This is a genomic window from Jiangella alba (assembly GCF_900106035.1).
Taxonomy (GTDB): Bacteria; Actinomycetota; Actinomycetes; order Jiangellales; family Jiangellaceae; genus Jiangella; species Jiangella alba.
This window is the reverse complement of record NZ_FNUC01000003.1, coordinates 3,282,627-3,306,330: the sequence shown is the minus strand read 5'-3', so window position 1 is coordinate 3,306,330 and position 23,704 is coordinate 3,282,627. Positions and strand designations below refer to the sequence as shown.

The window sequence follows — 23,704 nt, the reverse complement described above, 5'->3', positions numbered from 1 at the left end:
GCCTCAACCGGAGCAAGCTGTCAGGAGGGTCGGATGAGGTGCTCGACGGCGGCGCGGTCGCGGGCGAGCTGCTTGCCGTCCGGGCGTCTGGTCCAGGGCCGGAGCCGGGTGATGATCGGCGGGGTGGTGCGCAGCAGGACGACGGCGGTGCCGAAGGGCAGCATGCGCAGCATGTCGGCGGACATGACCGGCATGCGCCGGACCGAGCGTTGGGTGGATCTGCCGCCGCCGCGTTCGACGGTGACGGCTTCGGTGTGTTCGTCTCGCTCGCCCAGCAGAGCGGAGAGGTCTTGGAGTTCGCGGCTGTCCGATCCGCCGCCGAGGACGATCTTGACGATGGCGGAGTCCCAGATGGCGGCGGCGTTGTGGTCGCCCCAGTTCTCCCGCGCGCGGGCCATGGACTGCAGGACGGGCATGGTGGTGATGCCGGAGCCGCCGCCGTCGGCCATGAGGGTCGGCAGGCTGGGGAGTGGTGCGCGGTTGCCGATCTCGTCGAGGGCGAGCAGTAGCGGTGGGTCGAGTCGGGCGCCGGGGGAGCGGGCGGCGAGGCGGCGGGCGGTTTGGGTGAGGTCTTCGACGAAGGCGGCGACGAGCGGGGCTGAGGCGTTGGCGGCGGCGCCGCTGGCGAGCAGGTAGAGGGTGCCGCCGTCGCGGAGGAACGCTTCGGGGTCGAAGGAGTCGCCGCGGCGTGGGCTGACGGCGTCGAGCACGCCGGGGTCGGCGAGCGGCGCCATGGCGAGAGAGACGCCTTGCCAGATGGAGTCGCGGGTTCTCGGGTCGGCGGAGAGCATGGCGTCCAGGGAGTCGGCCCAGCCGTCGGCCGCTGCGGGGTTGGTCTGCAGGATGCGGACGGCGTCGCCGGCGGCGACGGGGTTGAGCGCCCACCGGTAGAGGGTGGCGGTGTCGCGGGCGTCCAGCGCGGCCGCGTGTAGCAGCGCCTGCAGGGCGGCGGTGGTCTTGCCCTGCCAGAAGTCGCCGTTGGTGACGGTGGAGAAGCTGGTCGCGGTGGCGAGTCCGCCGGCGCGGACCATCGCGGTGAGCGCGTCCTCGCAGCCGCGCACGGGCGACCATCGCAGCCCGGCCGGCAGACCGGGCACGAGCCGTTCGGGATCGAAGACGGCGACCGGACCGCGGCGTTCCCGGGCCCGCATGGTCGCGGCGACGTTGTCGGGCCTGGAGGAGGTGGTGACGACGGCGCCGGGCGCGTCGAGGATGGCCGAGATGACGATGTGGACGCCCTTGCCCGATCGTGGCGGGCCGATCAGCAGGATCGAGTCCTCGACGGTGACCCAGACCTGCCGCCCGCGGCTGGTGCCGACGAAATAGCCGACGTCGTCGGGGCGCGGGTTCCGCACAGATGGGCGCAGGACGGCGGCGCGCCGGCGCAGCGCGGCCGGTGAGGCGGCGTGCGTGACCTCGGAGCGGGACGCGCCACCGGCGAGCCGTGCCAGTCGGCTACGCATAGTCGCCGGGCGTGTTCGGATCAGCCGCCACCCGACGACAGCAGCGAAGCTGACGGCACCGATGGTGGCGGCCACGACGGTCCAGTACAGGCCCGCGCTCAGTCCGGGGCTGGCGAACGCGTCGTCGACCTCGAGCGGACGCTGCAGCGCCGCCACACCGCCGGTGAGGCCGGCGTCGGGTTGCGGGCGTCCGGTGAGGGCGGCGGTGATGCTCGCGGCGGCGCGGAGCAGTCCAAGTCCTGCGACGGCGGCGGCCAGTAGCCCGAGCCCGAGGTTCGTCAGCGTGTCGTCGGTCGTGCCGGGCCGGCCATTCATCGGGGGCCGCCGACGAAGGTGGTACCGGAGACGCGGCCGAACAGCAGCAGCTCGCGGCCGCCGGTCAGTTCCTTGGTGGTGCTCAGGGTGACGACGCCGTTGGCGTTGGCGGTCTCGGTGCGTTCGACGACGGCGAGGACTACCTGCTCGCCGGGCAGGAACCCGCGGTGATGGACAGCGAAGGCCGCCTGGTCGGTGCGCGGCGGGCGGGGATCGAGCCCGTGCGGTGGCGGCTCGATGATGTCGGAGTGGATCCCACCGCCGACGTCGTGCACCTCGACCCGCACGGGACAACCGGCTGCATCGATGGCCGCTGCGATGCGATGACCGAGCTCGGCCCGCGGAACTGGGGTGTCGGTGACGGGTTCGCCGTCGAGGGTGAGCGTGAAGCCGTCCGCGTCCTGGGTGACGACGAGCCGGGGGAGCACGGCCGGCGGGTTCTTCGCTGCGTGGGGTTGAGGTTGTCTCACCTCCGGTAGGTGGTCGGCGCGGGCCGTCCTACGCGGGAAAGGTGTCGCCGGGGAGGCCGTGGCACGGGTAGATCTCGCAGAGGATCATCCCGGCCCGGACGCAGGGGTCCGCGGGGGTTCACCGACCCGGAACCATCCGGGTGGTCGTGTCGAACAGCGCGAGCTCGCTGGGATGCAGCTGGTGCTGGACGACGAAGGCGCGGTCCTTGATCCGCCACAGGCCCTGTCCGGTGCCGAGCGACGGCAGCAGCTTCTGCTCGGTCCCAGTCAGCCCGAGCAGTCCGCCGGTGACGCCGAGCTGGTCGGACTCCTGCCGGTAGACGATCCTGGTCTCGGCGTTGGCCAGCAGTGACGTGGCGAGCGCGCGGGCGGCGCTGCCGGCGTCGCCGACGGTGTCCAAGTCGGACAGTTTGTGGAAGATCAGCATGTTGGCAATGCCGTAGTGGCGGGCGAGCCGCCAGTGCGCGTCCATCCGGCGCAGCAGCGCGGGGTGCGACATGAGTCGCCAGGCCTCGTCGTAGACGACCCAGCGTTGCCCGCCGGCCGGGTCGAGCAGCGCGGACTCCATCCACGCCGATGCGCACGTCATCAGCACCGACAACAGGGTCGCGTTCTCCGTGACCCGGGACAGGTCGAGCGAGATCATCGGCAGCGACGGGTCGAACTCGGTCGTCGACGGGCCATCGAACAGTCCGGCCAGGTCGCCGCCGACCAGGCGACGCAGTGCATGGCCGACGTGGCGGCCGTCGTCAGCGAGGCGGGCGTCGGCGCCGGGATCGGGTGCCAGGATCCGGTCGACCACCATCGGCAGCACCGGCACATCGGCCGCGGCCACGGCCGAGGTGAGTGCGGCGTCGACGGCGGTGTGCTCCAGCGGGGACAGCGGCCGCGCGAGGACCGTTTCGGCGAGTGCGCCGAGGAGATCGCGTCGGCGCGCGGCGACGGTGCTGCGCCATTCGACGTCGGACAGGCCGGCCGGGCGGTGCCCAGGGTCGAGCGGGTTGAGGCGGGTGGACAGCCCGTGCCCGAGCCGGATCGCCCGACCGCCGACGGCCTCGGCAACCGGGGTGTGCTCACCCTTCGGGTCGCCGGGGACGTAGACGCGTCGGCCGAACGCGATCGACCGGGTGTAGAGGCTCTTGGCAAGCGACGACTTTCCGGACCCGACGATCCCGGCCAGCACGACGTTGGGTGCGGTGATGACGCCGCGGGCGTAGAGGACCCAGGGGTCGTAGACGACGGCTGCGCCGGAGTAGAGGTCCTGCCCGACGACGACGCCGTCGGCGCCGAGGCCGCTTTCGGCGAGGAACGGGTACGCCACCCCGAGTGTGGCGGACGTGTCCTGGTGCCGGGGGATCCGCAGTCGGCGGTAGGTCCGCAGCGCGAGCGGCCCGGGTTCGCCCGAGCGAGGCAGCGACTCCGTGAGCTCGCGTTCGGCGAGTTGACGGTCGCCGCCGTCGGCACGGCGATCCAGCTCTTGCTGGCGCAGCTGGGTGGCGGCGGCACGACGGGATCGTCGCTGCGAGCGTCGCTCGGCCGCAGGCTGGATGAGGGAAGTGGTGAAGAGTCGTCGCTGGCTGTCATCGGCCATACCGCGTCCGTTCGTTGGCCGGATCAGCGATCGACGCCGTCGGCGGCAGCTGGTGCAGACGTCGGCGCTGCTGAGGCGCGGCGGTTCGGATCCGGGGTCCAGGTGATCCGGCCGTTGCGGTTCCAGGCCTTGTCGACATGAGCGCCGGCGCGGGCGACCGAGAGGGCCGCGAAGCGCAGACCGTTGGCCGCCTGGTGGGCCATCTCCTTGCCGGCGGGAGCCGGCATCTCAGTGGTGAACGCGCAGTTCGCGTTGCGTATGTGCCAGGACGCCAGCTGGTCCAGCGACTGCTGCAGCGACCAGAGCATGCCCGATACCGCTCCGAGCACGCGGTAGGCCGCTTCCGGGCTCTCGACGTTTCGGGACGCGTGGGCGAGGGCGCGGACCGCCTCCGCTGCTTCGAGGGCGTCGGCGACGGCGTCATCGAACGTAGGCACGGGTTCTCCTCGTGATCACAGGCGACAGGTCGGCACTGGATGAGGTGGGCCGCGCGCACCGAAGTGGCCGCCGTCGATGCGACGTCGAGCCGGATGGCTGGCGGTACGGTGATGTCCTGGTCGTGCCTTGTGCCGGCGGTCGAGGAGGGCGTCGTGTCCGATCCGCAGATCACAGCTGCCCTGGCTTACCTCAACGACCAGCGCCTGCAACGGATCAACGACAGCATCGTGCTGGCGCCGCCGACGCCGCTGCCCACGGCCGCCGAGGTCATCGCCGCTCGAACCTGGAGCGCCGACAACCGGCCGCCGATGACGCCTGACGAGGTCCGGGCCGCGGCCGACATCATCGAGCGTGCTGCGGAGCCCGAGCGCCCGGCTGGTGGTCCGTGGCGCGTCCGGCAGCTTCCCGCCCGGCCCATCGAGAGTGGTGGTCGGGGCGGTACGGGTAGCAGCAGCGGCACGGGCACGACGAGTGGGCGGGGTAGCCAAGGCAGTACTGGAGCTTGGCCGACGGGGACCATCGAGGGTGAGCTGGTCCTGCCGGACCCGAAGGACATTCTCGAGCAGTTCCTGCGGTGGGTGCTGCGGATCCAGCCCGGTCCCGAACCTCACGTGGGGATGACACCCGCGGCCAAGCTGGCCGCGGTCAACGCGGTGCTCAGGACTCAGCGGCCGCGACTGACCCAGCCGCAGGTCCAGCACCTCATCGAGCTGCAGGCCTGGTTCTACTACCAGGCGCGCGCCCTCAAGTCGCAGGGCATCGAACCGTGACGCCCGCTCTTCAGAGCGGCCGGCACAGGGGGAGCGCGGCTGCGGTGAAGGCCTGCGCCTGCTGCCCGACGAGGCGGCGGGTCTCGCACGATGCCTGGATGGCGGCCTGTTCCAGCTGGGCGACGGCGGATTCGAGTTCGTCGATGGTGGGTGCGGAGAGGGCGATGAGGCCGGTGTAGCGCAGGACGCCGTGGCCAGCGACCAGGTCGGATTCCTGCTGCAGGACGTCGTGGTACTCCGCGGTCTGCTGGGCGTCCTCGATCTGCCCGAGCCTGGCCCTCTGTGCGGCGTCGGAGACGTACTCGGTGCGTCGCTTGCGGATGTCGCGGGCGGCGCGGTCGGTGCGCAGCGGGTCGCAGAGCAGCGTCACGCTGCGGCGCACCCCGCTGGTCAGCAGGACAGGGTGGAGGAAGCCGGGGAAGACCTGGGTGCGGGGCCATTCGGAGATCCAGAGGACGGCGTGGTGGGCGCTGTCGGAGCGGAGCCGGTCCCAGGTCTCCTCGACGGCGACCGGGCCGGCGGTGGCGAGGCTGCGGCCGACGTCGCTGGCCCGTTGGAGCGCCGTGGCGACGGCTGGGTCGTAGGCCGTGCGCAGCGCGACGGCGAGATCGTCGGGCGTGAACCACGGCGACGGCGTGAGGTCGGCCGAGCGGAGCGCGGTCGCCAGGGTGGTCATCTCCTGGCGCAGGACGTGCGCCGCGCCGCGCAGGCCACCACCGGCCGAGCGGATCGCACGGCCAGCTGCCTTGAGGTCCAGCGCGAGCGAGACGGTGGTGACGTGCTGCTCGCCGACCGGGCCGGCCCGCTCGACCAGCTCGCCGTAGGTGCGTGCGACCCAGGAGCCATCGTCGACGCCGTGCTCTCGCCACCAGGCAGTGAGCCCGGCGCCGGAGTCCGGCAGGGTCCGTTCCAGCACCTGAAGTCGGGCGATCCGCCCGGAACGGCAGCAGGTCGCCAGCACGCGGCTCCACCCGGTCACGCGCCGCTGCTGGTCCGCGGGATCCAGCAGGACGAACGACGGGTGCTTCACCTCGAGCACGACGGTGAGCGTCGCGGCGTGCGGGTCGTGCACCATGACCGCGCCGGTCTCCGGGTCGTCATAGTGACGCAGCGCCGCGGCATCGCCCGGCAGCGCGAGCGTGCCGGACGGGCGTGGCTTCACGATCCGGCGGCGATACGCCAGCTGCCGCACAAGGCTGCGGACCAGCCAGTGCCCGGCCAGCGGGAGCCACTCGACGAGCTTGCGACCGCCGACCGGGACCCAGGTCAGCAGCGCGACGCCGACGAGGAACGGGGAACTGAGCACGAGGCCGGTGCCGCCGGCGACGTAGAGGCCTACGACGCCGGTGCCGATGCCCAGCGACACGCTGACCAGCTGCGCCACCGACAGGCCCAGCAGGACGCCGCGGCGGGTCAACCGGGAGAACTTCACCGCGACCAGGCCGGGTCCGGAGTCAGTGGCCATCCGGACCTCCGTCACCGGCCGGCGGACGTTGCGGCGTGCGCGGCGTCGGCTCGGGCCTCGCGGGCGGTGTCTGAGGGGTCGGGGTCGGAGGCTGTGCCGGCGGTGCCTCGTCGGGCATCGGCCCTGCCGTCCTGGGCGACGGCGTCGGGTCGATGCTGGGCCGCGGCTGCTCCTGTTCGCTACCCGGAGCCTTCAAGTCGGGGCTGTCCGCGGATGCAGGCCGATCCGGGCCGCCCGTGGGTGTCTCCGGACCGTCGCCCCGCTCGTTCCCGGCAGCGGCGTGCGGCGACGGGCGGCGTTCCCCGGATGCGTCCCCCGCTGCGGCCGGCTGGCCATCCTCGGTCGGCTCAGACGGCCTCGACAAGCCCGCCGCCTTCGCAGCCGCGGTCCCGCCGGCCGCAGCTGCGGCCGGCGGCCCCGCATTTGCGGACGTGGCCGCCGCGCCACTCGGCCCGGGAGCGCTGACGGCACGGCCGGCACCACCAGCTGTCCCAGCTGCGGGACCACCGACGACCGTGGCCAGACCGGCGAGCTGCTGCGCCGACATTGGTGCGGGGCGCCCGACCGCGGCCTTCGACTCCTGCTCGGCCGAAACCGCGTGGTGCAGGTCGATGCCCATGAAGCTGATGAACCGGTACGTCATGTACGGAGCGAACGCGGCGATGAACATCAGCACGATCCCGGCGATCGGATCCGCGATCGAGGCCAGGTCGAAGTCCAGCGGCGACGACACCTGCGCTGCCGCGACCAGGAACACCAGCACGATGACCAGCTTGGACACGATCAGGGCCAGCACGAACGTTGCCCAGCGGCCGATCCAGCCGCGGGTCGCGTCCCACGACGCCCCGGACAGCGCTAGCGGCGCCACCACGATCGCGACCAGCAGCAGCGCCTTGCGGATCAGCAGCGTGCCCCACACGATCGCCGCGCCAGCGACAGCCAGCCCGCCGAGCACGATCGTCAGGATCGCCCCGACACCGGGCGCGGCGACGCTGATCGCCGTCAGCCCGAGCGCCATCGCGGCGATCCGCTCGCCCATCTCCTCCATCGTGGTCCCGGTCGCGTGCACGATCCCCACGCACAGCTGGTCGACGACCTCCAGCAGCATCGCCGTCAGCGTGATCACCACGAACGACCCCAGCACCGACTTCGCCAGCCCCAGCACGGCCCGCCACAGGACGGCCGGTTCGCGGCGAATCAGCCCGGAGGCGACCTGCAGGAAGAAGAAGACCAGCATCACGAAGATCGCGACACCGAACACCACGTTGTAGACCGCGACGTACTGCTCCGACGTCAGGTCCACCAGCGTGGTCGTGTCGAAGATCGCCCACACGCTCTCGAACATCCAGGCCGCCGCGCCGCCGACGGCTTGAGCCAGCCAGTCGAACGGCGCCGCCACCAGCGCGCCGGCCGCCTCGCCGCCGAGGCTGCAGACCTCGGCGATCACCGGGACATCGCAGATACCCATCGCCGCCCGCATCAGGAGATGCCCTGCCCGACGTCCCAGAAGAAGTTCACCAACGTCACTGCGGCGCCGCACAAGATCGCCGCACCGCACGCCACCAACACGCCGGTTTTCCCGCGGCTCGCCATGTGCGGGTTGGACGAGTTGGCGCCGAACCCCCAGATCACCGCGGCAACGATCAGCGCGAGGACCGACAGGATCAGCCCGATCGTCATCCCCGCGCCGACGATGTCCCGTAGTGCGGCTATGCCTGGCAGTCCGTCATCGTTTGGTGAGATGTCGACCGCGCCCGGATACTGCGTCGCATGGGAATGGCTCTGCATGCACAGGAGGTGAGCGCCTCGACCCGGATGCACACGCGCGGGCCAGGATGATCGTCTCCCGTTGGTGCACCGCCTCGGCCTCAGCGGGGCAGGTTAAGAGCGTCGCGGAGCCCTCGAGAGGCACAGCGACCTGCGCGAGCTCGGGCGACGCCTCACGCTTTGACGATGGACATCGCTTCGTCGGCTAGCTCGCCCCAGGGCGCGCGCTCTGTCGTGTGGCCAGGCTGAGCTCGGCGGGCTGGCCGAAGCCTTGCGGATACAGGTAGGTGCCACGGTCGGTTTCGGGTTTGGCGTGCTCGACGGGGACGCGGTTCTGCTCGGCCCACGGGTCGCGGCGGATCCCGGTGATCTGCCAGGACACTTCTTGACCCGGCTGGGCGCCGGCGATGGAGAACCGGCCGCCGTCGACCTTCCCGCTGACGTGCAGGTCGGGTGCGGCCGCACCGATGGGGGTGAGCTGGTAGCGGAAATCCCGGTTGAGCGCTTCGAACCAGTCCGGCAGCTCCACCGTGGCCGCGCCGGTGTCGTCGGCTTCGATGACGCCGTTGTAGACGTTCATCATGTCCGGGGACTCGACGAAGGAGTGCGAGAGGTACTGGTTCTGGGGGTCGAGTGGGTGGTCGATGCGGAAGGATCCGCCGAACTTGCTGACCATGCCTTGGACGGCGAGGTCGCCGGCGATGGTGGCGTTGCCGGCGGAGTAGAGGGCGTCGACGCCAGGGGTGTTCGTGCTGGCGAGGACGCCGGTGCCGGTCTCGGAGTGCCCGATGACGCCGGTGCCGCCCTGTGCACTGGCGCCGATCACACCGTTCGGGCCGGCGAACTCGCCCGCGGCGGGCCACAGGGTCGCACGGATGGAGCTGAGTAGTGGATCGGCTCCATCCCCTTGGATCCCGCGGACCGCAGTCGCGCCCTCGCTGCCGGTGCCGGTCGATCTGTGGCGAGCCCAAAGTGCTGTACCGGATCCGCTGGTCGTCGACACGTTCTCCGCCAGGAGTCCGTGCCGGCCAGGTACTTCGGCGTAGATTCGGCCGCCGTTGAACTGGGACGACGAGGCGAGTAGACCGTATGCGTTGATTCCCTTGCCGACCAGCGCGACCGCCGACGTGCCCGTACTTGAGCAGCTCACCCGCAGGCCCGTGGTGTTGCCCGAATTTTCGACAGCGGTGACCGCCGACGAGGAGTTCGATGCACCCAGTATGAGCGGATCGCCATTGGCGGCGTGGGCCTCTTCGCCGGTCGCGAGCGCAACGGCACCGGCGCCTGCGGCCGCGGAGGCTGCGATGGCGGCCCTGCGGGTCATCGGTCGAGACTGGGATTCGGGCATGTGCGCTCCGTTCTTCGGATGGTGTGTTCGTCGACCTGGTCGTGGTTCGCGATGCTGGTGGTGCGGGCCGCTACGGTGGGGCGGGCGAGTAGAGGGTGGTGCCGCGTTCGCTGGAGGGTTTGTGGTGCTCGACGGGGATGCGGTTGTCCTCGGCCCACGGGTCTTTGCGGATGCCGGTGACCTGCCAGGACACGTGTTGTCCGGGCACCCCGCCGGCGATGGCGAAGTTGCCGTCGTCGATCTCGGAGCTGACGTAGAGGTCGGGCGCAGAGGCGCCCATCGGGGTGAGCTGGTAGCGGAAGTCCCGGGCCAGCGCTTCGAACCAGTCCGGCAGCTCGACCGTGGCTGCTCCGATCACGTCCAGAACGGCGACGCCGTCGTAGACGTTCTTCATGTTCGGGGACTCGACGAACGAGTGCGAGAGGTAGCGGTTCTGCGGGTCCAGAGGGTGGTCGATGTGGAAGGACCCGCCGAACTTGCTGATCATCCCTTGCACGGCCAGGTCGCCTGCGATGGTGGCATTGCCGGCGGAGAACAGCGCATCGATACCAGGGGCGTTGGTGGTGGCGACGACGCCGTGGCTGGTCTCGTAATGGCCGATGACAGCGATGCCGCCGTCCTGGTTGCTCGCCCCGATGACGCCGCTGGGTCCGGCGAACTCGCCGGCAGCTTGGGGGCATGAGTGGTCCGGATCGTTCGGAGGAAGGTGGCCGCGTTCGGGTCGTGGACGCCGCGAACGGCCGTGCCGCCTTGGGCGCCGGTACCGCCTGCTCTGCTGATCCCGTAGATTGCCGCGCCGGTGCCCGTATCGGTGGCGGTGTTCTCGGCCCAGAGTCCGAAGGTGTTGGGCAGCTGCGACGCAAGTCTCGCGCCGCTGTACCCGTTGAGAAGGCGATGAGTCCGTATGCGCTAGTGGAAGTTGCGACGATTCCGCTGGCCGAGGTTCCCGAACCGGTGCTGTTGACACAGAGCGCATCGGCGCTCGCCGAGCTATTCAGCGTTGTCGCCGCGGTCGCAGTATTGGTCCGACCGACAAGCAGCGGGTCGCCGTCGGCCGCGCTCGCCGTACTTGAGCCGGCCACGGCGAGACCCGGCGGCTGCGGCCGCACCGGTTCCGAGCAGGGCACGACGCGCCAGCCGTGGCTTCATCTGCTCTTCGCTCACGATGGTTCTCCTTACGCAGGCGTCCTAGTGCTCGAGTGTGGCGAGATCACGAACGATCGGTCTGGTCTGCGGACAAGCTGAGTTCGGCGGGCTGGCCAAAGCCCTGCGGGTACAGATAGGTGCCGCGCTCGCTGTCGGGCTTGGCGTGCTCGACGGGGATCCGGTTCTGCTCGGCCCACGGGTCGCGGCGGATCCCGGTCACCTGCCAGGACACCCGTTGCCCCGATTTGGCGCCCGCGATGGCGAACCGGTTGTCCTCGACCTCGGCACTAACGTGCAGATCCGGTGCCGCAGCACCGAGCGGGGTGAGCTGGTAGCGGTAGTCGGCGTTGAGCGTCTCGAACCACTCCGGCAAATCGATGGTGGCCGCGCCGGTGTCGTCGGCGTCGACGACGCCGTTGTAGACGTTCATCATGTCCGGGGACTCCACAAACGAGTGCGACAGGTACCGGTTCTGCGGATCCAGCGGATGATCGATCCGGAACGACCCGCCGAACTTGCTCACCATGCCCTGCACGGCCAGATCACCAGCGACAGTTGCGTTACCGGCCGAGTAGAGCGCATCCACGCCAGGGGTGTTCGTGCTGGCCAGCACACCGGTGCCGGCCTCGGAGTGACCGATGACCCCGGTGCCTCCCTGCGCGCTGGCACCGATCACCCCGTTCGGGCCGGCGAACTCACCCGCAGCCGGCCACCGCTGCGCCCGCACCGACAACAGCAGCGCTTCTGCGCCAGCGCCCTGAATCCCGCGGATCGCTGTCGCACCCCCGGCGCCTAGCTGGGCCGACGTGTTGCGCGCAAAAACCGCCAGACCAGTCCCGCTGGTCGGCGAAGTGTTCTCCGCCCACACCCCAAAACGATTGGCGGCGTCCGTGGTGAACTTCGCACCGTTATGGCCCGTCGACGACGCCACGATGCCGTAAGCATTGACCCCCAGACCAGTGATCGCATGCGCCGCCGTCCCAGTGCTCGTGCTCCGGACATCGAGCCCAACGACGTTGCCAGAACAGGTCACCCGCGTCACCGCCGACGACGTATTCGACTGACCCAAGACAATCGGATCGCCGTTGGCAGCATGAGCGTCGCCGCTCGTGGCAATCGCGAGGGTGCCTGCGCCGCCAACAGTGCCTAGTGCAATGGCCAATCTACGAGTTAATCGTGCTGGTTCGGGGTGAGTCATCTGAGCTCCAATTCAAGAATGCCGAGGAGTATGCCAATCGCCGCCGGGCTCCACACTGAACTGCCTCGGCCCGACGCTACGTTGTCCTGCGGCGTTCTAGATGTGACTTGCCAAATGCCGACAGGACATTTGAGCACGCCTGAGATGATCGGCCATCGTTGCGCGGATTGACGATGTCGTAGCCGGAGGCTCAGCAGCGGGGCTAACGTGATCGGGAGGACAATGTCAGCCAACCCTCGCATGCATCGGACGCTTGGGTGAAGAGCGCAGCGTGAACCTGCGTCAATCAGGGGCCATAGTTAGCCCCGGCACGAAGGGCTGGCCTTTGGCGGCGACCTCCAGTGCCGCCGCCTTGCCAAGCTCCGGTGGAACTACGAATTCCGCGGGGACTTCTGTGTACGACCCGTAGTAGTCGAATACGACAGTGCCTTGAGTATCCGTGGATCCCACGCTGTGCATGGACTCGCCGAGCGCGTCGATCCACATAATGACCACACCATTTCCAGCCTGGGCGATAACCAAGGTTGCGCCGTTGGGTGCGATGAGTTCTAGAGTAGGGATGCCGCGTTCGGTTCGGAGATCCGCTGCCTCGGCCAGGAGGCGATCGAGATCCTGTTCCGACGAGATCGACGATTCTCGCGGGGTATCCGTGTTGGGTGGTAAGTATCGGGCGAGCATTTAACCTATTCCTCGAATGATTAATGTGTCCGCGATCGAGCCGGCTGATCCGTTCGGCACGACGTTGATGGTCAGGGTTGAGCCGCTGGGGACCATCCGCGGGAGCATCGCTGCGCAGCCGGGTTTCCCTCCGCAGGGCGCGCGGTTGATCCAGAGGGTTGCCTCGGATAGTCCTTGGTTCCGCATAATCGCCGCGGCGTGTGCCTCCACGTGCGATTTTGTCACGATGTTCATGCCGGGCGTGCCTTGGGGCATCGATGCCGCTGGCGGATGCCAGCCACTGATCAAGGGGAACTCCGCGCCATCGGGTGTGACCAGGGTCCCCGCTGTCCGGCTTCCTGCGTAGGCGGGGACCTCCGTGGCCAAGCCTCCCGAGGCCACGGGCGGCCTAATCTTCCTGACGAGGGACGTGCAGATTCGCGCGAGGCTTGCGGCAGTGCTGGCGGCGCCACCTACGAGCGCAACGAGGCCACCCACCAATTGAGCCTGCTGATACGTCTCACCGTGATAGTTGCCCTCGACGGCGGCTTCATCGAACAATTGTTGGGCAAGGTCACCGTCGTAGCCAACCCAGTCGACGCCGAGGGCCATTCCTGTCAAGTAAAACGTGTCCTCTGCCGCGGATATCAGTCCGGCGAGGACACCATTCGTTGCGGGAGTAACTTCGTCAGCCCAGCTCGGCTCGCTGCATCCGGGTATCCAGGGCATGTCGATGAAGAAGCATGCGCCGCTGGGGTCGGTGAGTACGGTGGGTCGGTTGTCGACGTAAGCATATGGGGAGATGGAAGGCGTGCCTTGGGGGGTTTCGACGGGGTCGGTGCTGGTGAATTGGCCGAGTGTGGGGTTGTAATTGCGAGCGCGGAGGTTGAGGAGGCCGGTGGTGGGGTCGAGGTATTCGCCGGTGTAGCCGAGGCCGACCTGGGCGGTGGTGAGTCCGGTGCTGGTGGTGTTGCGGGGGGTTCCGAAGGGTTCGTAGGTGGTGGTCCAGGATTTGGCGCCGGTGGTGCGGTTGTAGGTGGTGGTGAGGCTGTTGAGGTCTTCGGTGAGTAGGGCGTGGTTGGTGCCATTGATGTTGGCGTTCACCGGGATCGCGTCGGGGCCGTAGCGGTACCGAGTGGTGCTCGTGCCCTGGGTGACGCTGGTGAGGAGGGGTAGCGGGTTGTTGATGTCCCACGAGAACGTCCGCGTCGTCGCGCCGGTTGTCACGCTCGTGCGGTTGCCGAGGCCGTCGTAGGTGAGTTGGCTGTCGGCGGTGGGAGTGTCAATGCCGACCAGGCGGTTGAGTTCGTCGTAGGTCCAGCTGGTTGCCCCATCGCTGATCTGGTTGCCGTCGGCGTCGTAGCTGTAGGTCGTGTTGCCGCGTTGGGTGAGTTGGTTGGCGGCGTCGTAGGTGTAGGTGGTGGTGCCGGGGGTGGTGCCGCCGGTGCGGGTTTCGGTGAGGCGGTTGCCGGCTCCGTCGTAGGTGTAGGCGAGGGTTTCGTCGGCGGTGGCGCAGTTCTGCCCGAACATCGAGCTGGCGTCGTAACACACTTGGGCTAGACGGCCGGCCGCGTCGAAGAAGTGCGCCTCACCGGGTGCCTGGGTGCCGCCTGCACCGCGACGGATCACGAACGGGCGGCCGGCGCCGTCGCGGCTGTAGGTGACGGTCTGGGTGGGGTCGGTGGTGGTGCCGGTGCCGGTGGTGGTGCTGACGAGGGCGTCGGCGCGGTCGTAGTTGCGTTGCTGCCAGCGGTTCACCAGCCCGGTTGCGGCGAGGTTGTCGATCCGGGTCAGGTTGTTGTTCTTGTCGTAGCTGAACGCGGTGGTGCCGGCGTTGGTGCTGGCTGTGGTGGCGAGGCGGCCGTCGTCGTCGAAGGTGTTGGTGACGGTGACGCCACCGGGTTGGGTGATGGTCTTGACCATGCCGCGGGGGTCGTAGGTGTAGCCGTAGGCCTGGCTGCCCCGGGTCACCGAGGCGATCTGGCCGGCGTCGTCGTAGACCGTGGTCGTGGTGCCGCCCGCGTCGGTGACTCCGGTGAGCCGCCCGACCGGGTCGTAGGCATAGCTGGCCGTGGAGGCGGTTGAGCCTGTGGTCACGCCGGTGCGGCGGCCCAGTTCGTCGTAGCTCTGCGTGACCGTCCACCGCGCCAGGTCACCTGATGCTGGGCCTCGGGCGAGCACGGTGCTGGTCTGGTTGCCGTCGGCGTCGTACCCGAAGGTGCGAGTGCGGTTCAACGCGTCCGTGGTTGCCGTGCGGCGGTGCGCGTCGTCGTAGGTGTGAGTCGTGACGTGATCGTTCGGGTCGGTCACTGTGACCAGGTCGCCAGCGGTGTTGTACCCGTACTCGGTGACCGCGCCGTCGCCGCCGGTGACGGTGGTGAGGCGGCCGGCGTCGTCGTACCCGTACGTTGTGGTGACGTTCCACAAACTGCGGCTGCTCACCCGGCCGGCGTTGTCGAACGTAGCGGTCGTGAAGCGGCCCTGGGGGTCCACGGTACGGATCTGGTTACCGTCGGCGTCGTATGTATAGGTCGAGATCCGGCCGTTGCCGTTGGGGGTTTGGTCCTGGACGAGCATGCCGTCGCCGTCATACGTGAAGGTCGCCTTGTGGCCCAGCGGCGTCGTCGTGGAAGTTCGGTTCCCGTCCCGGTCATAGATCACCGTCGAGACCTTCCCCGCAGGATCGGTCACCGTGGCCGGCAGGTTCAGCCCGTTGTATGTCGTGCTGACCGTTCTGTCGAGCGGGTCGGTGACGCTGACGGTGTTCCCGTCGCCGTCATATGCGGTCGTGGTGGTCTCGTTGGCCTGGTTCGTCACGCTGGTCTGTCGATAGCGTTCGTCGTAACCGTACGAGACGATCCCGCCGGCCGAGTCGGTCTCCTCGACCACGTTCCCCAGCCCGTCGTACTCGTAGCCCCAGGTGAAGTCCGCAGGCTCCGCGCCCGGCTCGTTGCCGCGAGCAGCGGTCATCGTGATCATGTGGGCGTCGAGATCGAACGTCCGGGTCGTCCTACCACCTTCGGCATCGGTCGTGGCCACCTGGTTGCCGGCCAGGTCGTACTCGTGGACCGTTTCCGCGCCACCGGGTTCGATGATCTTGACGACGCGTCCGGCGGCATCGAACTCGGTCTCCGTACGGCGATCCAGGGGGTCGATCACCGTCGTGCGCCGGTTGTTGAGGTCGTACTCGTACTCCGTGACATGGCCCAACGGGTCAGTGGACGACGTCAGATTGCTGGCCACGTCGTAAGCAAAAGTGGTCGTGAAGTCCGCCGGGTCAGCGCCGGCCACGTGGCCCCGCGCCGTCGTCTGCGACTCGAGCCGACCGTAGGCGTCGAAGGTCGCCGTCGTGCGGCGACCCTCCGGGCTGATGGTGGCCACCCGATTGCCCTGCGCGTCGTACTCGAACTCCGTGACGTTGCCCTCGGGTGAGGTCTCGGTCAGGACCTGACCGTCAGTGTTGTAGGTGTAGGAGGTGACTCCGCCGTTTGGGTCGGTTGTGGTCGCGACACGGTGATTCGCGTCGTAGGTATAGGTTGTCTTCCGGCCCTCAGGTGAGGTCTCGGTGAGCAAGTCACCGCCCGACGAGTACGTAAAGGCCTCACGGTCACCGTTCGGGTGCGTGGTTGAGAGCAGGTTGTCGTTGGCGTCGTACGTGTGACGCGTTGTCCGGCCGTGCGGATCTACGGTGGCGGCGAGCCGCAACCGCTCGTCGTATTGGTACGTCGTGATCGCGCCGCCCGCGGTTTCGGACTCGACCAAGACGTTGTTGTAGTAGACGTCGCGGCTCACGCCGCCGCGTGGATCGGTCGTGCGGGTAGTTTGGTAGGCGCCGTCGTCGACGTACTCGAAACCCCACGTTCCGCCGCCGGCGTCGACCTGTGAGATGACGCGGCCCTGCGCGTCGTACGTCGAGCGCATCACCTCATTGCCCAGCGGATCCGTGATGGCTGCGAGGCGTCCGGCGGCGTCGTACTCGTATTCCGTCACGCCGCCGCGCACGTCGGTCACGGATGTCAGCAGGTCGCCGGTGTAGCCGTAGGAGACCGAACGACCATCGGACAGCGCGATCGCGGTGACCTTGCCCGACGCGTCCATGGTGACATCGACCTCGCGGCCACTCGCGTCAGTGATCTTGTCGAGCGTTCCATTCGTCGCGTATGCGAGCGAGACGCCTTGGCCGGAGGAGTCGCGCGCGTACTCCAGGCGTCCGTTTTGATCGAAACCGATGACCTGATGCGACTTCGTCTCAAGCTGGTATCCGCCTGACACGGACCGCAGCCGCGTCGAGGCGCCTGGTGGGAGGCGGTACGCGCCACCCTGCAGCGCGTACTCGACCTCCTGACCGTCCTCAGCCTTGTAGGTGACCGACGATGCTGCTGACTCGAGCTCAGAGAAGTAGGGGAAGCTCCAACCCTTGCCGAGGGGCCCGACTGTTGGGTCGGTCGAGTTGTACGTCCGGCTAGCGGAGATTGCTGGCCCAACGCCGGGGATGGTGAGGTCCGTGGCCGACTCGGTCAGGGTCCCGGTCGCCGTGTTCACGGGGTCGGCTCGCAGGATGTTCAACGGGTATAGACGACCCGTTGAGGTGTCGCAGACGCAGACGCCTCGCGCGGCCTCGTCGGTCAGACCCGGAAGCGCGACCGCTGGATACGCGGATGACGTCGCCGGTGCGCTCCACCCGGTGCCATCCCACGCGTAGACCTTCGCGTAGTAGGACTCTCCCAACTCGACGATCGGTGTGGCCTGCGGGTCCGGGAGTATTGATTCGCAGTCGCCGGCGACGTCGCTGACGACGCCCGCGCCGGTTAAGGTGTAGTCGAAGAGCTGGTCCCACACCATTGCGTCGTCGGAGTCGCGATAGAGCTCGAACGTGTAGAGGTGGACCAACCCGTTGGGTCTACTGTCAGGATGGGTCCAGCGGAGAGCTCCCCATTCGGCGCAGCCGGGCGCGAGGGACGTCGGCACGTAGCCCACGATCGTCGGTGGCGTGGGTGCCAAGGCAGGGAAGAACGAGTCGCTCCGCTCGCTCGGCAGCGGTCCGTCTGCGACGGATGCGGCGGTCGGCTGTGACTCGATCTCACTCTTGAGTCCCACCCCGGGGATCCGGTTTTCGGAAGGAATCAGAGCGGGGGGCTCGGCGCGCTGACCTTCGTCGGCGTTGGTCGGGAGCCCATCGGTGGTCGCTTCGGTTCGTGCAACTGGCTCTTGGTCGGCGAAGGACGGTGGCATCGACAACGCCGTGCTGAGGACGCCGACGATGACAGGTATCGAGACAGCACGAACCCACCCACGCATTTACTACCCCCTGCAGATGTAATCCTTTGGGCGGATACTCTGCCGTACGGCATAAATCGGGCACAAGTAACTCAGAGTGAAGTCCGTGTGTGGCATACGTCACAGCGTCGACCTAGGTGTCCTCCCGTGGCGCGCCTCTGGTGGCGCCTCTGAGCAGGTCGTCGCGCCATACGGTCGGAGCAGCGCTCGATCGCGGTGCCTCGATAGGCGGGTCTGGACAAGCCTGCGGCCGTCACTCAGTGTGACTGTCGAGGTGGCGAACGGTCCTGTGCGGCCGGCTTGGCCAGGGAGTCGCTGCGGTTGTCAATGCTCCAGCAGGGCTAGCGGCAGCGGCGAGGTGAAACCGAGAACGGGCTCGTCTACTTAGAGGATTGTGATGCGGACGTGGTCGTAGTGGCCGCCGGTGGGGGAATTGGGGTCGTGCATGCCGCCGCCGTCGTAGGGGCGCCAGCCTTCGTCGTCGCGCGCGAGGGACCAGATGACGCCTTGCCAGATGAGGTACTCGACGCGCAGGGCGGTGGCGTGGTGTTGGAGCCAGGTGGCCATGCGCCAGCCCTCGGCGACTTGGACATCGGTGGGGTAGGTGCCGATCTGGTTGCCGTAGGTGACGTCGCAGGCGCGGCCGACGGGGTGTTCGGAGCTGGTGCCGGGGCGTGGTGACCAGCAGGACCAGCCGGTGTCGGGGAACGCGCGTCTGGTTTCGGCGAGCAGGTGCAGCAGTTGGCGGGTGATGAGACCGGAGCTGGTCGGGTCGGGGACGAGGCCGCCTGGGACGCCGGCGAACGGCGCGGGTGGTGGCGGCAGCTCGCCGACCGATCCGGGTCCGTCAGGCTCGCACGCCTCGCCGCCCGGTAGTGACGGATCCGGCGGGGCCGTCGCGACCGTCGCCGGCACGGCCCAGTCGCGCATCCGCTGCCGGACGTTGTCGAGGTAGTCCCGGGTTACGGCGAGGATGTCGGGGTAGGTGGAGAGCCGGCCGGGGCCGGCGTTGTGGGCGATGACGAGGGCTTCGAGCTCGGTGAGCTCTGTCGTGGATGGCCAGTCCGGGTGGGCGGCGCGGGTGGCGCGGACGTCGTCGAGGAGGTTGCAGAGGTAGCGGGCGCCGTACTCGGCGTGGATCTCCGGTTCGCGGATGTCCCAGATGCCGTTGGCGTTGCGGTCGGTGTCGAAGTCGCCGTAGACGGTGCGCCAGATGTGCTGGTTGATCTGGAACAGCCCCCAAGTGCCGCCGTTGACGTCCATCGCGAAGACGTCGGGCCGGAACGAGGATTCCTGCGCCATGACCGCGGCGACCCAGGTCTCGGGCAGGTCCGCGCACGCCTGGGTGGCGATCGCGATCCAGGCCCGGGCGGCATCGGGCACGGGCGCGTCGTCGGCGAGTTGGCCGGACGAGCCGCCGGGGACCTCGGCGCAGCTGACGGCGGACTGGCCTCCGGGGTTCATGAGCGCGGCGATGGCGAGCAGCCCGACCGTCGGGGCCAGCAGCACGAGCCCGCCCACCAGAGCGAGCAAGGACTTCTTCAGCATGACCGGCCGACGGTCAGAGCGGGTTGCCGAGTTCGGACAGCCGCAGCAGATGGCAGCGTTCGTCGAACCGCGGCGGGCAGCCGACGAAGACGGTGAACGCCACCTTCTCCCGGGTGGTGTCCTGCTGGCCTTCCCAGACGCCTTCGCGGTGCCGGTAGGCTCGGACGGTCACGGCCCAGGTGCCGTCGGGGATCTGGCCTCGCGACTCGGACACGATCCGGCCCCACGAGCTGGGTACCTGGATGCCGTAGACCTCCAGCCACTGGCGGGTCTCGTACTGGCGCAGCTGTCGCCAGACGTCGTCGGCCGGCAGGTACGTCGTCACGTCGGTGACGAGGCCGCTGGTCTCGATGCCGGACGGGTCGGCGTCGGCGATCAGGACGTTGGCGTAGTCGCGTGGGGTGAGCCCGGACATCGTGTCCCAGGTGAACAACGCGTTGGCGACCTCGCGGGCGTAGGGGACGGCGTCGTTGGTCTCGGGCAGGACCGGAAGCTCCGGCGCCGTCGACGGGTCGTCGGTGGGCGCGCCGGTTGGCGGCGTCTGGGGGAGCGGTCCCACCGGTTCCAGCGTCACCGACGGCCCGGGTTCCGGGTCGCCGGCCAGCCCGTACAGGCCAACGATGACGACGGCGACGAGCGCCAGGCCGCCGGAGATGGCGGCAACGAGGCGTCGGCGGGCGGTCCACTGAGCGGGGCTGGTGATCACCTGGGTGTCTCCTCGATCGGGTGCGTCGGAGGTGTTCACCCGAGAGGTGCGTTCAGCCGCCCGCGTCGGTGGTCCGCCGTTCGCGGGCGGCGACGGTCTCGCGCATGAACCGCTCGGTCGCGGCCCAGGTCGAGGTGAGCAGGTCCCACTGCTCGGCGGTCAGGTGCTCGGCGACGGTGTCCGGGTCGACGAGGTCCCACCAGCCGTAGTGCTTCTTCAGGCTCGCCGCGAGCCGCTGCACGGCGGCAGCTTCGGCGCTGACGCGTCTGCTCACGCCATCGGCGACCTGGTGCACGCGCTGGGTGGCTCGCTTCGCGGCCTGGGCGACGGCTTGCGGACTACGGAGAACGGCGAGCCGTTCGAGCTCAGCCTTCGCCACGTCGCGAGCTGCCGCGGGCTGGGTCTCGTCGACGGCGGCCTGCTCGAGTTCGTGGCGGGCACGGGCGGTCGTGATGGCCAGGTAGCGGCCGTTGACCTTGCCGTCGACGCCTATCCCGGCGAGGCCGTCCTGGACCTGGGCGCGCAACCACGCGGGTGTGGCGTCGTCCGCGACCAGGCGCTGCAGCTCGAGGACCTGTTCGAGCATGCCGTGCGAGTCGCGGCCGGTGATCGCGCGAGCCGCCTGGACCCGGGCGTCCAACGGCTCCGTCGAATCGACGGAACCGTCGGTGCCGGCCCGCTCGGCGCCGAACCGTGTGCTGGCCTGGCGCCGACCGGCCTCCTCGGCGTAGAGCTCCTTGAGCTCGTTGTAGAGCGCGGCGGCCTCGATCGGGTTGAGGTCCTTGCGCAGGCTGTTCTCGTCGCGCACAGCAAGCGCACGCTGCAGGCGATCGGACACCTTGGCCGCGACCCAGACGTCCACCTCGCGCCACCCGAGCCGCCGCACGGCCTCCAGCCGCCGCAGACCGGAGATCAGCCAACCGGCCTTGCTCACCACGATCGGGTGCAGCAGCCCGACGGTCCTGATCGACTCGACGAGGCCGTCGACGTCGCCGAGGTCGGTCCGGTAGGCGCGGCCGACCTGGATCTCGTCGACGGCGTGCCGCAGGACGTACCCGTCAGCCATCGCGGGCCTCCGGCCTGATCCGGCGGGCCAGGTCCATCAGCTCGGCGTCCGTCAGCAGATCGGCGAGCGTGTCACCGAGCAGCACCCGCTCCAACACGCCGAGCTGCCCGGCCGGCGCCGCACCGACCCGTGAACCGATGAGCAGCCCGAGCAACCGTGTCCAGTCGCGTTGCCGCAGCCCCAGGCGCAGCCGGATCGCGCCGTCGCGGCGGAGCACATCGCGCGCGGAGTCTTGCGATCCCAGGTCCGCCGTGCGCGACGCCACGTACTCCACTGCCCATCGTGCGTCGTGGTGGTTCCATCCGGCGACCACGAGGAACGCCGCGATCGTGGCGACGAGACGGTCGATGCCATCGCCGGCGCCTTCCGCGCCGCCGGCGGAGATCACGTCGTACAGGAACTCCTCGTGCTCGCCTGCACGCACGGGTGTCTCGCCGGGACGGTGCTTGGGCCGGCGCGCCTTCTCCGGCGAGATCAGCAGCCGCTCGCCGTACGCCTCGGCCTGCATCGACAGCTCCACCGCCCGGGTCACCACGCCCCACGGGTCCTCGGCCGTGCGCGCGGAACGACCACGCATCGCCAGCCACGCGGCTTGAGCGGCGTCCTCCGGCGGCCGCCGCCACGCTCGTGCCACCGGTGTGTATCGACGAGCCACGACTCTCATCAGCACCTCGACGGCCGGCAGTTGCCACCCCTCCGGTCCGAGCCGATCGATCACCGTCAGGACCGCCCGCAAGCCCTCGGGCGTGCTGATGAACTGCTCGACATCCTCGGCATCGAACGTCGCCGACTCGTCGCTGTTGTTCCTCATGCGTGTGCTCCCTCCCTGGCAGAGAGGTGCGCCAACGCTCCCGGTTCCTCGGTCTCGGTGTCCGTCGTCTCGTCGGCGCCTCGCTGGCCGAGCCATCGCCCGACGGTCGACGGATGCACGCCCAGCTCGGCAGCGATCCGTCGGTATGACCCGCCGCCGGCACGCAGGTGCCGCGCCGCCTGGCGGCGATCGACGGGCAGGTCTTCGTCAGCGACGCGCGGCGCCGGACCCCGTCGGGCTCGCCGGGTCAGTTCGACCGTCAGGTGCGTGATCGCGAGCAGCACGAGCGGAGGCACCGCCGATACCGCGGCGGCGACGACCGGAGGCACCGAGGCGTCAGCCGAGACCACCGCGTCGACCGCGTTCGCCGTCACCGACACAGCTGCGCCTGCTAGCAGCAGAGACCACGGGTACCGGGTCGCCGCGCGTCCGTACTCGTGTAGTGCCACAACCGAGATCGTCGCGACGACGATGATGCCGTCGACGATGAGCGGCCACGCCCACGCCTGGCTGCTGTCGATCCCGGACCGACGCGCGAGGTCGGCGAGTGAGGTGAACGACAACCAGAACGCGCCCAGCGCGATCGCCACAGTGCCCGCGACGGCGATTCCGGCCACCCAGCCCGGAACCGCCTCCGGATGAGCCTCGTCGTTGACCGCCGTCATCTGTCGACGCCATCCTGCGCGGCCGGTACGGCGGCGCCGACCGACCCGCTGATCGAACGTGGCAGCCGCATCCCGTAGGCGAGACCGTCGTCGATTGTCCGCGCGCTCTCTTCGGCGGTCCATCCGGCAACGCCGACGTGGCCGGCGGCCGCATGAAGCAAAGCCTGACGCGCCTCATCGACGGCGAGCTCGCCGCCACCCACCAGGCGCCCGAACGTGCAAGCCGCCCTGAGAACGGTGTCGTGACGATGACCGGGCAGCGCCGCCTTCACCTCGGCGGTCACGTTCGTCACGATCGCCTGGACGTATCTGCCGGCACGGTCCGCCGAGAGCCGCAACGGCGGACCAGGGCGAGGCGGCGGCGGTGGTGTGAGCGCCTTCACCAGCCAGCCGGGTGGCTCGGCCACCGGCTGGTCGCGAATCAAGCGGTACGACCCGGCCACGTTCATCGAGCCCGCCGCGACGACGGCGGCGCCGCGGCCGCGCGTGTCGATCCGCCAACCCAGCGTGCCGATGGTCGATCGGTGCGCGCCGCCGCCCGGAGCCCGGAAGTACAGGTGCAGTCCGCCGCTGGGCGTGGCAACCGTGTACGTCTCGGCCGGCGGCGCGGCTCCGGCGTCTGCTGCAAGCATCGCGAGGACGTCGGATCCATGCTGGGCGCCCATGAATCGGTCGGGGGCGGTCGCGCCGTGCGCGGGATCGAGGTCGACCACGAGCAGGCTCGACTCACCGGTCGCGATGCCGACGTTCCAGCGATCGGCGGCACGCCACCACGAGCGGAGCCGATCGTGGTCGGTCGTCGCCAGCTGCTGCCAGCGTTTGAACGCCGGGCTCTTGCCCCCTGGCTCGATCGGGAAGACCCTCCACCCCCGATCGGCCGCCGCCAGAGCAGCGTCGAGGAACGGGTTGTCGGACATGCTTCGGACCTCCTCTATCGCGGGCACACTCAGTTCCTGTGGCCCTCTGACCAGGAGGTACGCCAACCGATCCGCGCCGCAGACGC

19 protein-coding genes are annotated in these 23,704 nt (G+C 69.3%); 1 reads left to right on the top strand and 18 read right to left on the bottom strand.

All coding sequences use genetic code 11. The features are described from left to right. Positions 1-20: 20 nt before the first annotated feature. From BLV02_RS17620 to BLV02_RS17600, 4 genes are all read right to left on the bottom strand, one after another. Positions 21-1,778: a TraM recognition domain-containing protein gene (locus BLV02_RS17620; RefSeq protein ID WP_069114092.1), complete on the bottom strand. Its 1,758-nt coding sequence runs from the start codon at positions 1,776-1,778 to the stop codon at positions 21-23. Further along, positions 1,775-2,206 carry a hypothetical protein gene (locus BLV02_RS17615; protein ID WP_141711787.1) on the bottom strand — a complete coding sequence of 144 codons (432 nt, stop codon included), beginning with the start codon at positions 2,204-2,206 and terminating at the stop codon, positions 1,775-1,777. Before BLV02_RS17615 ends, BLV02_RS17620 begins: the two co-directional genes overlap by 4 nt. A gap of 160 nt (positions 2,207-2,366) precedes the next feature. Beyond that, positions 2,367-3,839 (bottom strand): TraC family protein, encoded by a 1,473-nt coding sequence (locus tag BLV02_RS17605; protein ID WP_069114089.1) that lies wholly within the window; start codon positions 3,837-3,839, stop codon positions 2,367-2,369. A gap of 23 nt (positions 3,840-3,862) precedes the next feature. Continuing rightward, positions 3,863-4,276: a hypothetical protein gene (locus BLV02_RS17600; RefSeq protein WP_069114088.1), complete on the bottom strand. Its 414-nt coding sequence runs from the start codon at positions 4,274-4,276 to the stop codon at positions 3,863-3,865. Positions 4,277-4,315: 39 nt separating this feature from the next. Between BLV02_RS17600 and BLV02_RS17595 the strand changes: the two genes are divergently transcribed. After that, positions 4,316-5,047: a hypothetical protein gene (locus tag BLV02_RS17595; RefSeq protein WP_069114087.1), complete on the top strand. Its 732-nt coding sequence runs from the start codon at positions 4,316-4,318 to the stop codon at positions 5,045-5,047. 10 nt (positions 5,048-5,057) lie between these two features. On the opposite strand, the gene BLV02_RS17590 is transcribed toward BLV02_RS17595, so the two are convergent. The 14 genes from BLV02_RS17590 to BLV02_RS17525 form a co-directional block, all read right to left on the bottom strand. Then, on the bottom strand, positions 5,058-6,512 hold the full coding sequence (locus tag BLV02_RS17590) for an SCO6880 family protein (protein ID WP_069114255.1): 1,455 nt from the start codon (positions 6,510-6,512) through the stop codon (positions 5,058-5,060). After that, positions 6,502-8,052: a TrbL/VirB6 family protein gene (locus BLV02_RS17585; protein ID WP_216094493.1), complete on the bottom strand. Its 1,551-nt coding sequence runs from the start codon at positions 8,050-8,052 to the stop codon at positions 6,502-6,504. The genes BLV02_RS17590 and BLV02_RS17585 overlap by 11 nt, the downstream gene beginning before the upstream one ends. Continuing rightward, complete coding sequence (locus tag BLV02_RS17580; RefSeq protein ID WP_069114086.1) at positions 7,992-8,300, bottom strand: DUF6112 family protein; 309 nt, start codon at positions 8,298-8,300, stop codon at positions 7,992-7,994. The genes BLV02_RS17585 and BLV02_RS17580 overlap by 61 nt, the downstream gene beginning before the upstream one ends. Positions 8,301-8,484: 184 nt before the next feature. Next, positions 8,485-9,603 (bottom strand): hypothetical protein, encoded by a 1,119-nt coding sequence (locus BLV02_RS35720; RefSeq protein WP_141711786.1) that lies wholly within the window; start codon positions 9,601-9,603, stop codon positions 8,485-8,487. A gap of 94 nt (positions 9,604-9,697) precedes the next feature. Beyond that, complete coding sequence (locus BLV02_RS17570) at positions 9,698-10,114, bottom strand: hypothetical protein (RefSeq protein WP_069114084.1); 417 nt, start codon at positions 10,112-10,114, stop codon at positions 9,698-9,700. Between the two features lie 723 nt (positions 10,115-10,837). Then, a complete protein-coding gene (locus BLV02_RS17565; RefSeq protein WP_141711785.1) occupies positions 10,838-11,935 on the bottom strand; it encodes an autotransporter outer membrane beta-barrel domain-containing protein in 1,098 nt (365 codons plus the stop codon). Between the two features lie 318 nt (positions 11,936-12,253). Then, a complete protein-coding gene (locus BLV02_RS17560; protein ID WP_074946411.1) occupies positions 12,254-12,649 on the bottom strand; it encodes an Imm1 family immunity protein in 396 nt (131 codons plus the stop codon). Further along, the gene (locus BLV02_RS38040; protein WP_171906854.1) at positions 12,650-17,860 is read right to left on the bottom strand and encodes a DUF6531 domain-containing protein; all 5,211 of its coding nucleotides are present in this window, start codon (positions 17,858-17,860) and stop codon (positions 12,650-12,652) included. A gap of 429 nt (positions 17,861-18,289) precedes the next feature. Continuing rightward, positions 18,290-19,453, bottom strand: coding sequence for a lytic transglycosylase domain-containing protein (locus tag BLV02_RS38590; RefSeq protein ID WP_069114080.1), 1,164 nt, complete (start codon positions 19,451-19,453; stop codon positions 18,290-18,292). A gap of 13 nt (positions 19,454-19,466) precedes the next feature. After that, a complete protein-coding gene (locus BLV02_RS17545; protein ID WP_069114079.1) occupies positions 19,467-20,159 on the bottom strand; it encodes a hypothetical protein in 693 nt (230 codons plus the stop codon). Positions 20,160-20,211: 52 nt separating this feature from the next. Continuing rightward, a complete protein-coding gene (locus BLV02_RS17540; protein WP_069114078.1) occupies positions 20,212-21,225 on the bottom strand; it encodes a ParB N-terminal domain-containing protein in 1,014 nt (337 codons plus the stop codon). Beyond that, positions 21,218-22,036, bottom strand: coding sequence for a hypothetical protein (locus BLV02_RS17535; RefSeq protein ID WP_069114077.1), 819 nt, complete (start codon positions 22,034-22,036; stop codon positions 21,218-21,220). Before BLV02_RS17535 ends, BLV02_RS17540 begins: the two co-directional genes overlap by 8 nt. Then, the gene (locus BLV02_RS17530; protein WP_069114076.1) at positions 22,033-22,701 is read right to left on the bottom strand and encodes a DUF2637 domain-containing protein; all 669 of its coding nucleotides are present in this window, start codon (positions 22,699-22,701) and stop codon (positions 22,033-22,035) included. Before BLV02_RS17530 ends, BLV02_RS17535 begins: the two co-directional genes overlap by 4 nt. Next, the gene (locus tag BLV02_RS17525; RefSeq protein ID WP_069114075.1) at positions 22,698-23,618 is read right to left on the bottom strand and encodes a bifunctional DNA primase/polymerase; all 921 of its coding nucleotides are present in this window, start codon (positions 23,616-23,618) and stop codon (positions 22,698-22,700) included. Before BLV02_RS17525 ends, BLV02_RS17530 begins: the two co-directional genes overlap by 4 nt. Positions 23,619-23,704 lie beyond the last annotated feature (86 nt).

Excerpts from the sequence above, each read along its gene's own strand:
- BLV02_RS17620 (WP_069114092.1), bottom strand. The coding sequence starts at position 1,778 with ATGAATGGCCGGCCCGGCACGACCGACGACACGCTGACGAACCTCGGG.
- BLV02_RS17605 (WP_069114089.1), bottom strand. The coding sequence starts at position 3,839 with ATGGCCGATGACAGCCAGCGACGACTCTTCACCACTTCCCTCATCCAG.
- BLV02_RS17595 (WP_069114087.1), top strand. The coding sequence starts at position 4,316 with ATGAGGTGGGCCGCGCGCACCGAAGTGGCCGCCGTCGATGCGACGTCG.
- BLV02_RS17590 (WP_069114255.1), bottom strand. The coding sequence starts at position 6,512 with ATGGCCACTGACTCCGGACCCGGCCTGGTCGCGGTGAAGTTCTCCCGG.
- BLV02_RS17580 (WP_069114086.1), bottom strand. The coding sequence starts at position 8,300 with ATGCAGAGCCATTCCCATGCGACGCAGTATCCGGGCGCGGTCGACATC.
- BLV02_RS35720 (WP_141711786.1), bottom strand. The coding sequence starts at position 9,603 with ATGACCCGCAGGGCCGCCATCGCAGCCTCCGCGGCCGCAGGCGCCGGT.
- BLV02_RS17570 (WP_069114084.1), bottom strand. The coding sequence starts at position 10,114 with ATGATCAGCAAGTTCGGCGGGTCCTTCCACATCGACCACCCTCTGGAC.
- BLV02_RS17560 (WP_074946411.1), bottom strand. The coding sequence starts at position 12,649 with ATGCTCGCCCGATACTTACCACCCAACACGGATACCCCGCGAGAATCG.
- BLV02_RS38040 (WP_171906854.1), bottom strand. The coding sequence starts at position 17,860 with ATGCCACCGTCCTTCGCCGACCAAGAGCCAGTTGCACGAACCGAAGCG.
- BLV02_RS38590 (WP_069114080.1), bottom strand. The coding sequence starts at position 19,453 with ATGCTGAAGAAGTCCTTGCTCGCTCTGGTGGGCGGGCTCGTGCTGCTG.
- BLV02_RS17540 (WP_069114078.1), bottom strand. The coding sequence starts at position 21,225 with ATGGCTGACGGGTACGTCCTGCGGCACGCCGTCGACGAGATCCAGGTC.
- BLV02_RS17535 (WP_069114077.1), bottom strand. The coding sequence starts at position 22,036 with ATGAGGAACAACAGCGACGAGTCGGCGACGTTCGATGCCGAGGATGTC.
- BLV02_RS17530 (WP_069114076.1), bottom strand. The coding sequence starts at position 22,701 with ATGACGGCGGTCAACGACGAGGCTCATCCGGAGGCGGTTCCGGGCTGG.
- BLV02_RS17525 (WP_069114075.1), bottom strand. The coding sequence starts at position 23,618 with ATGTCCGACAACCCGTTCCTCGACGCTGCTCTGGCGGCGGCCGATCGG.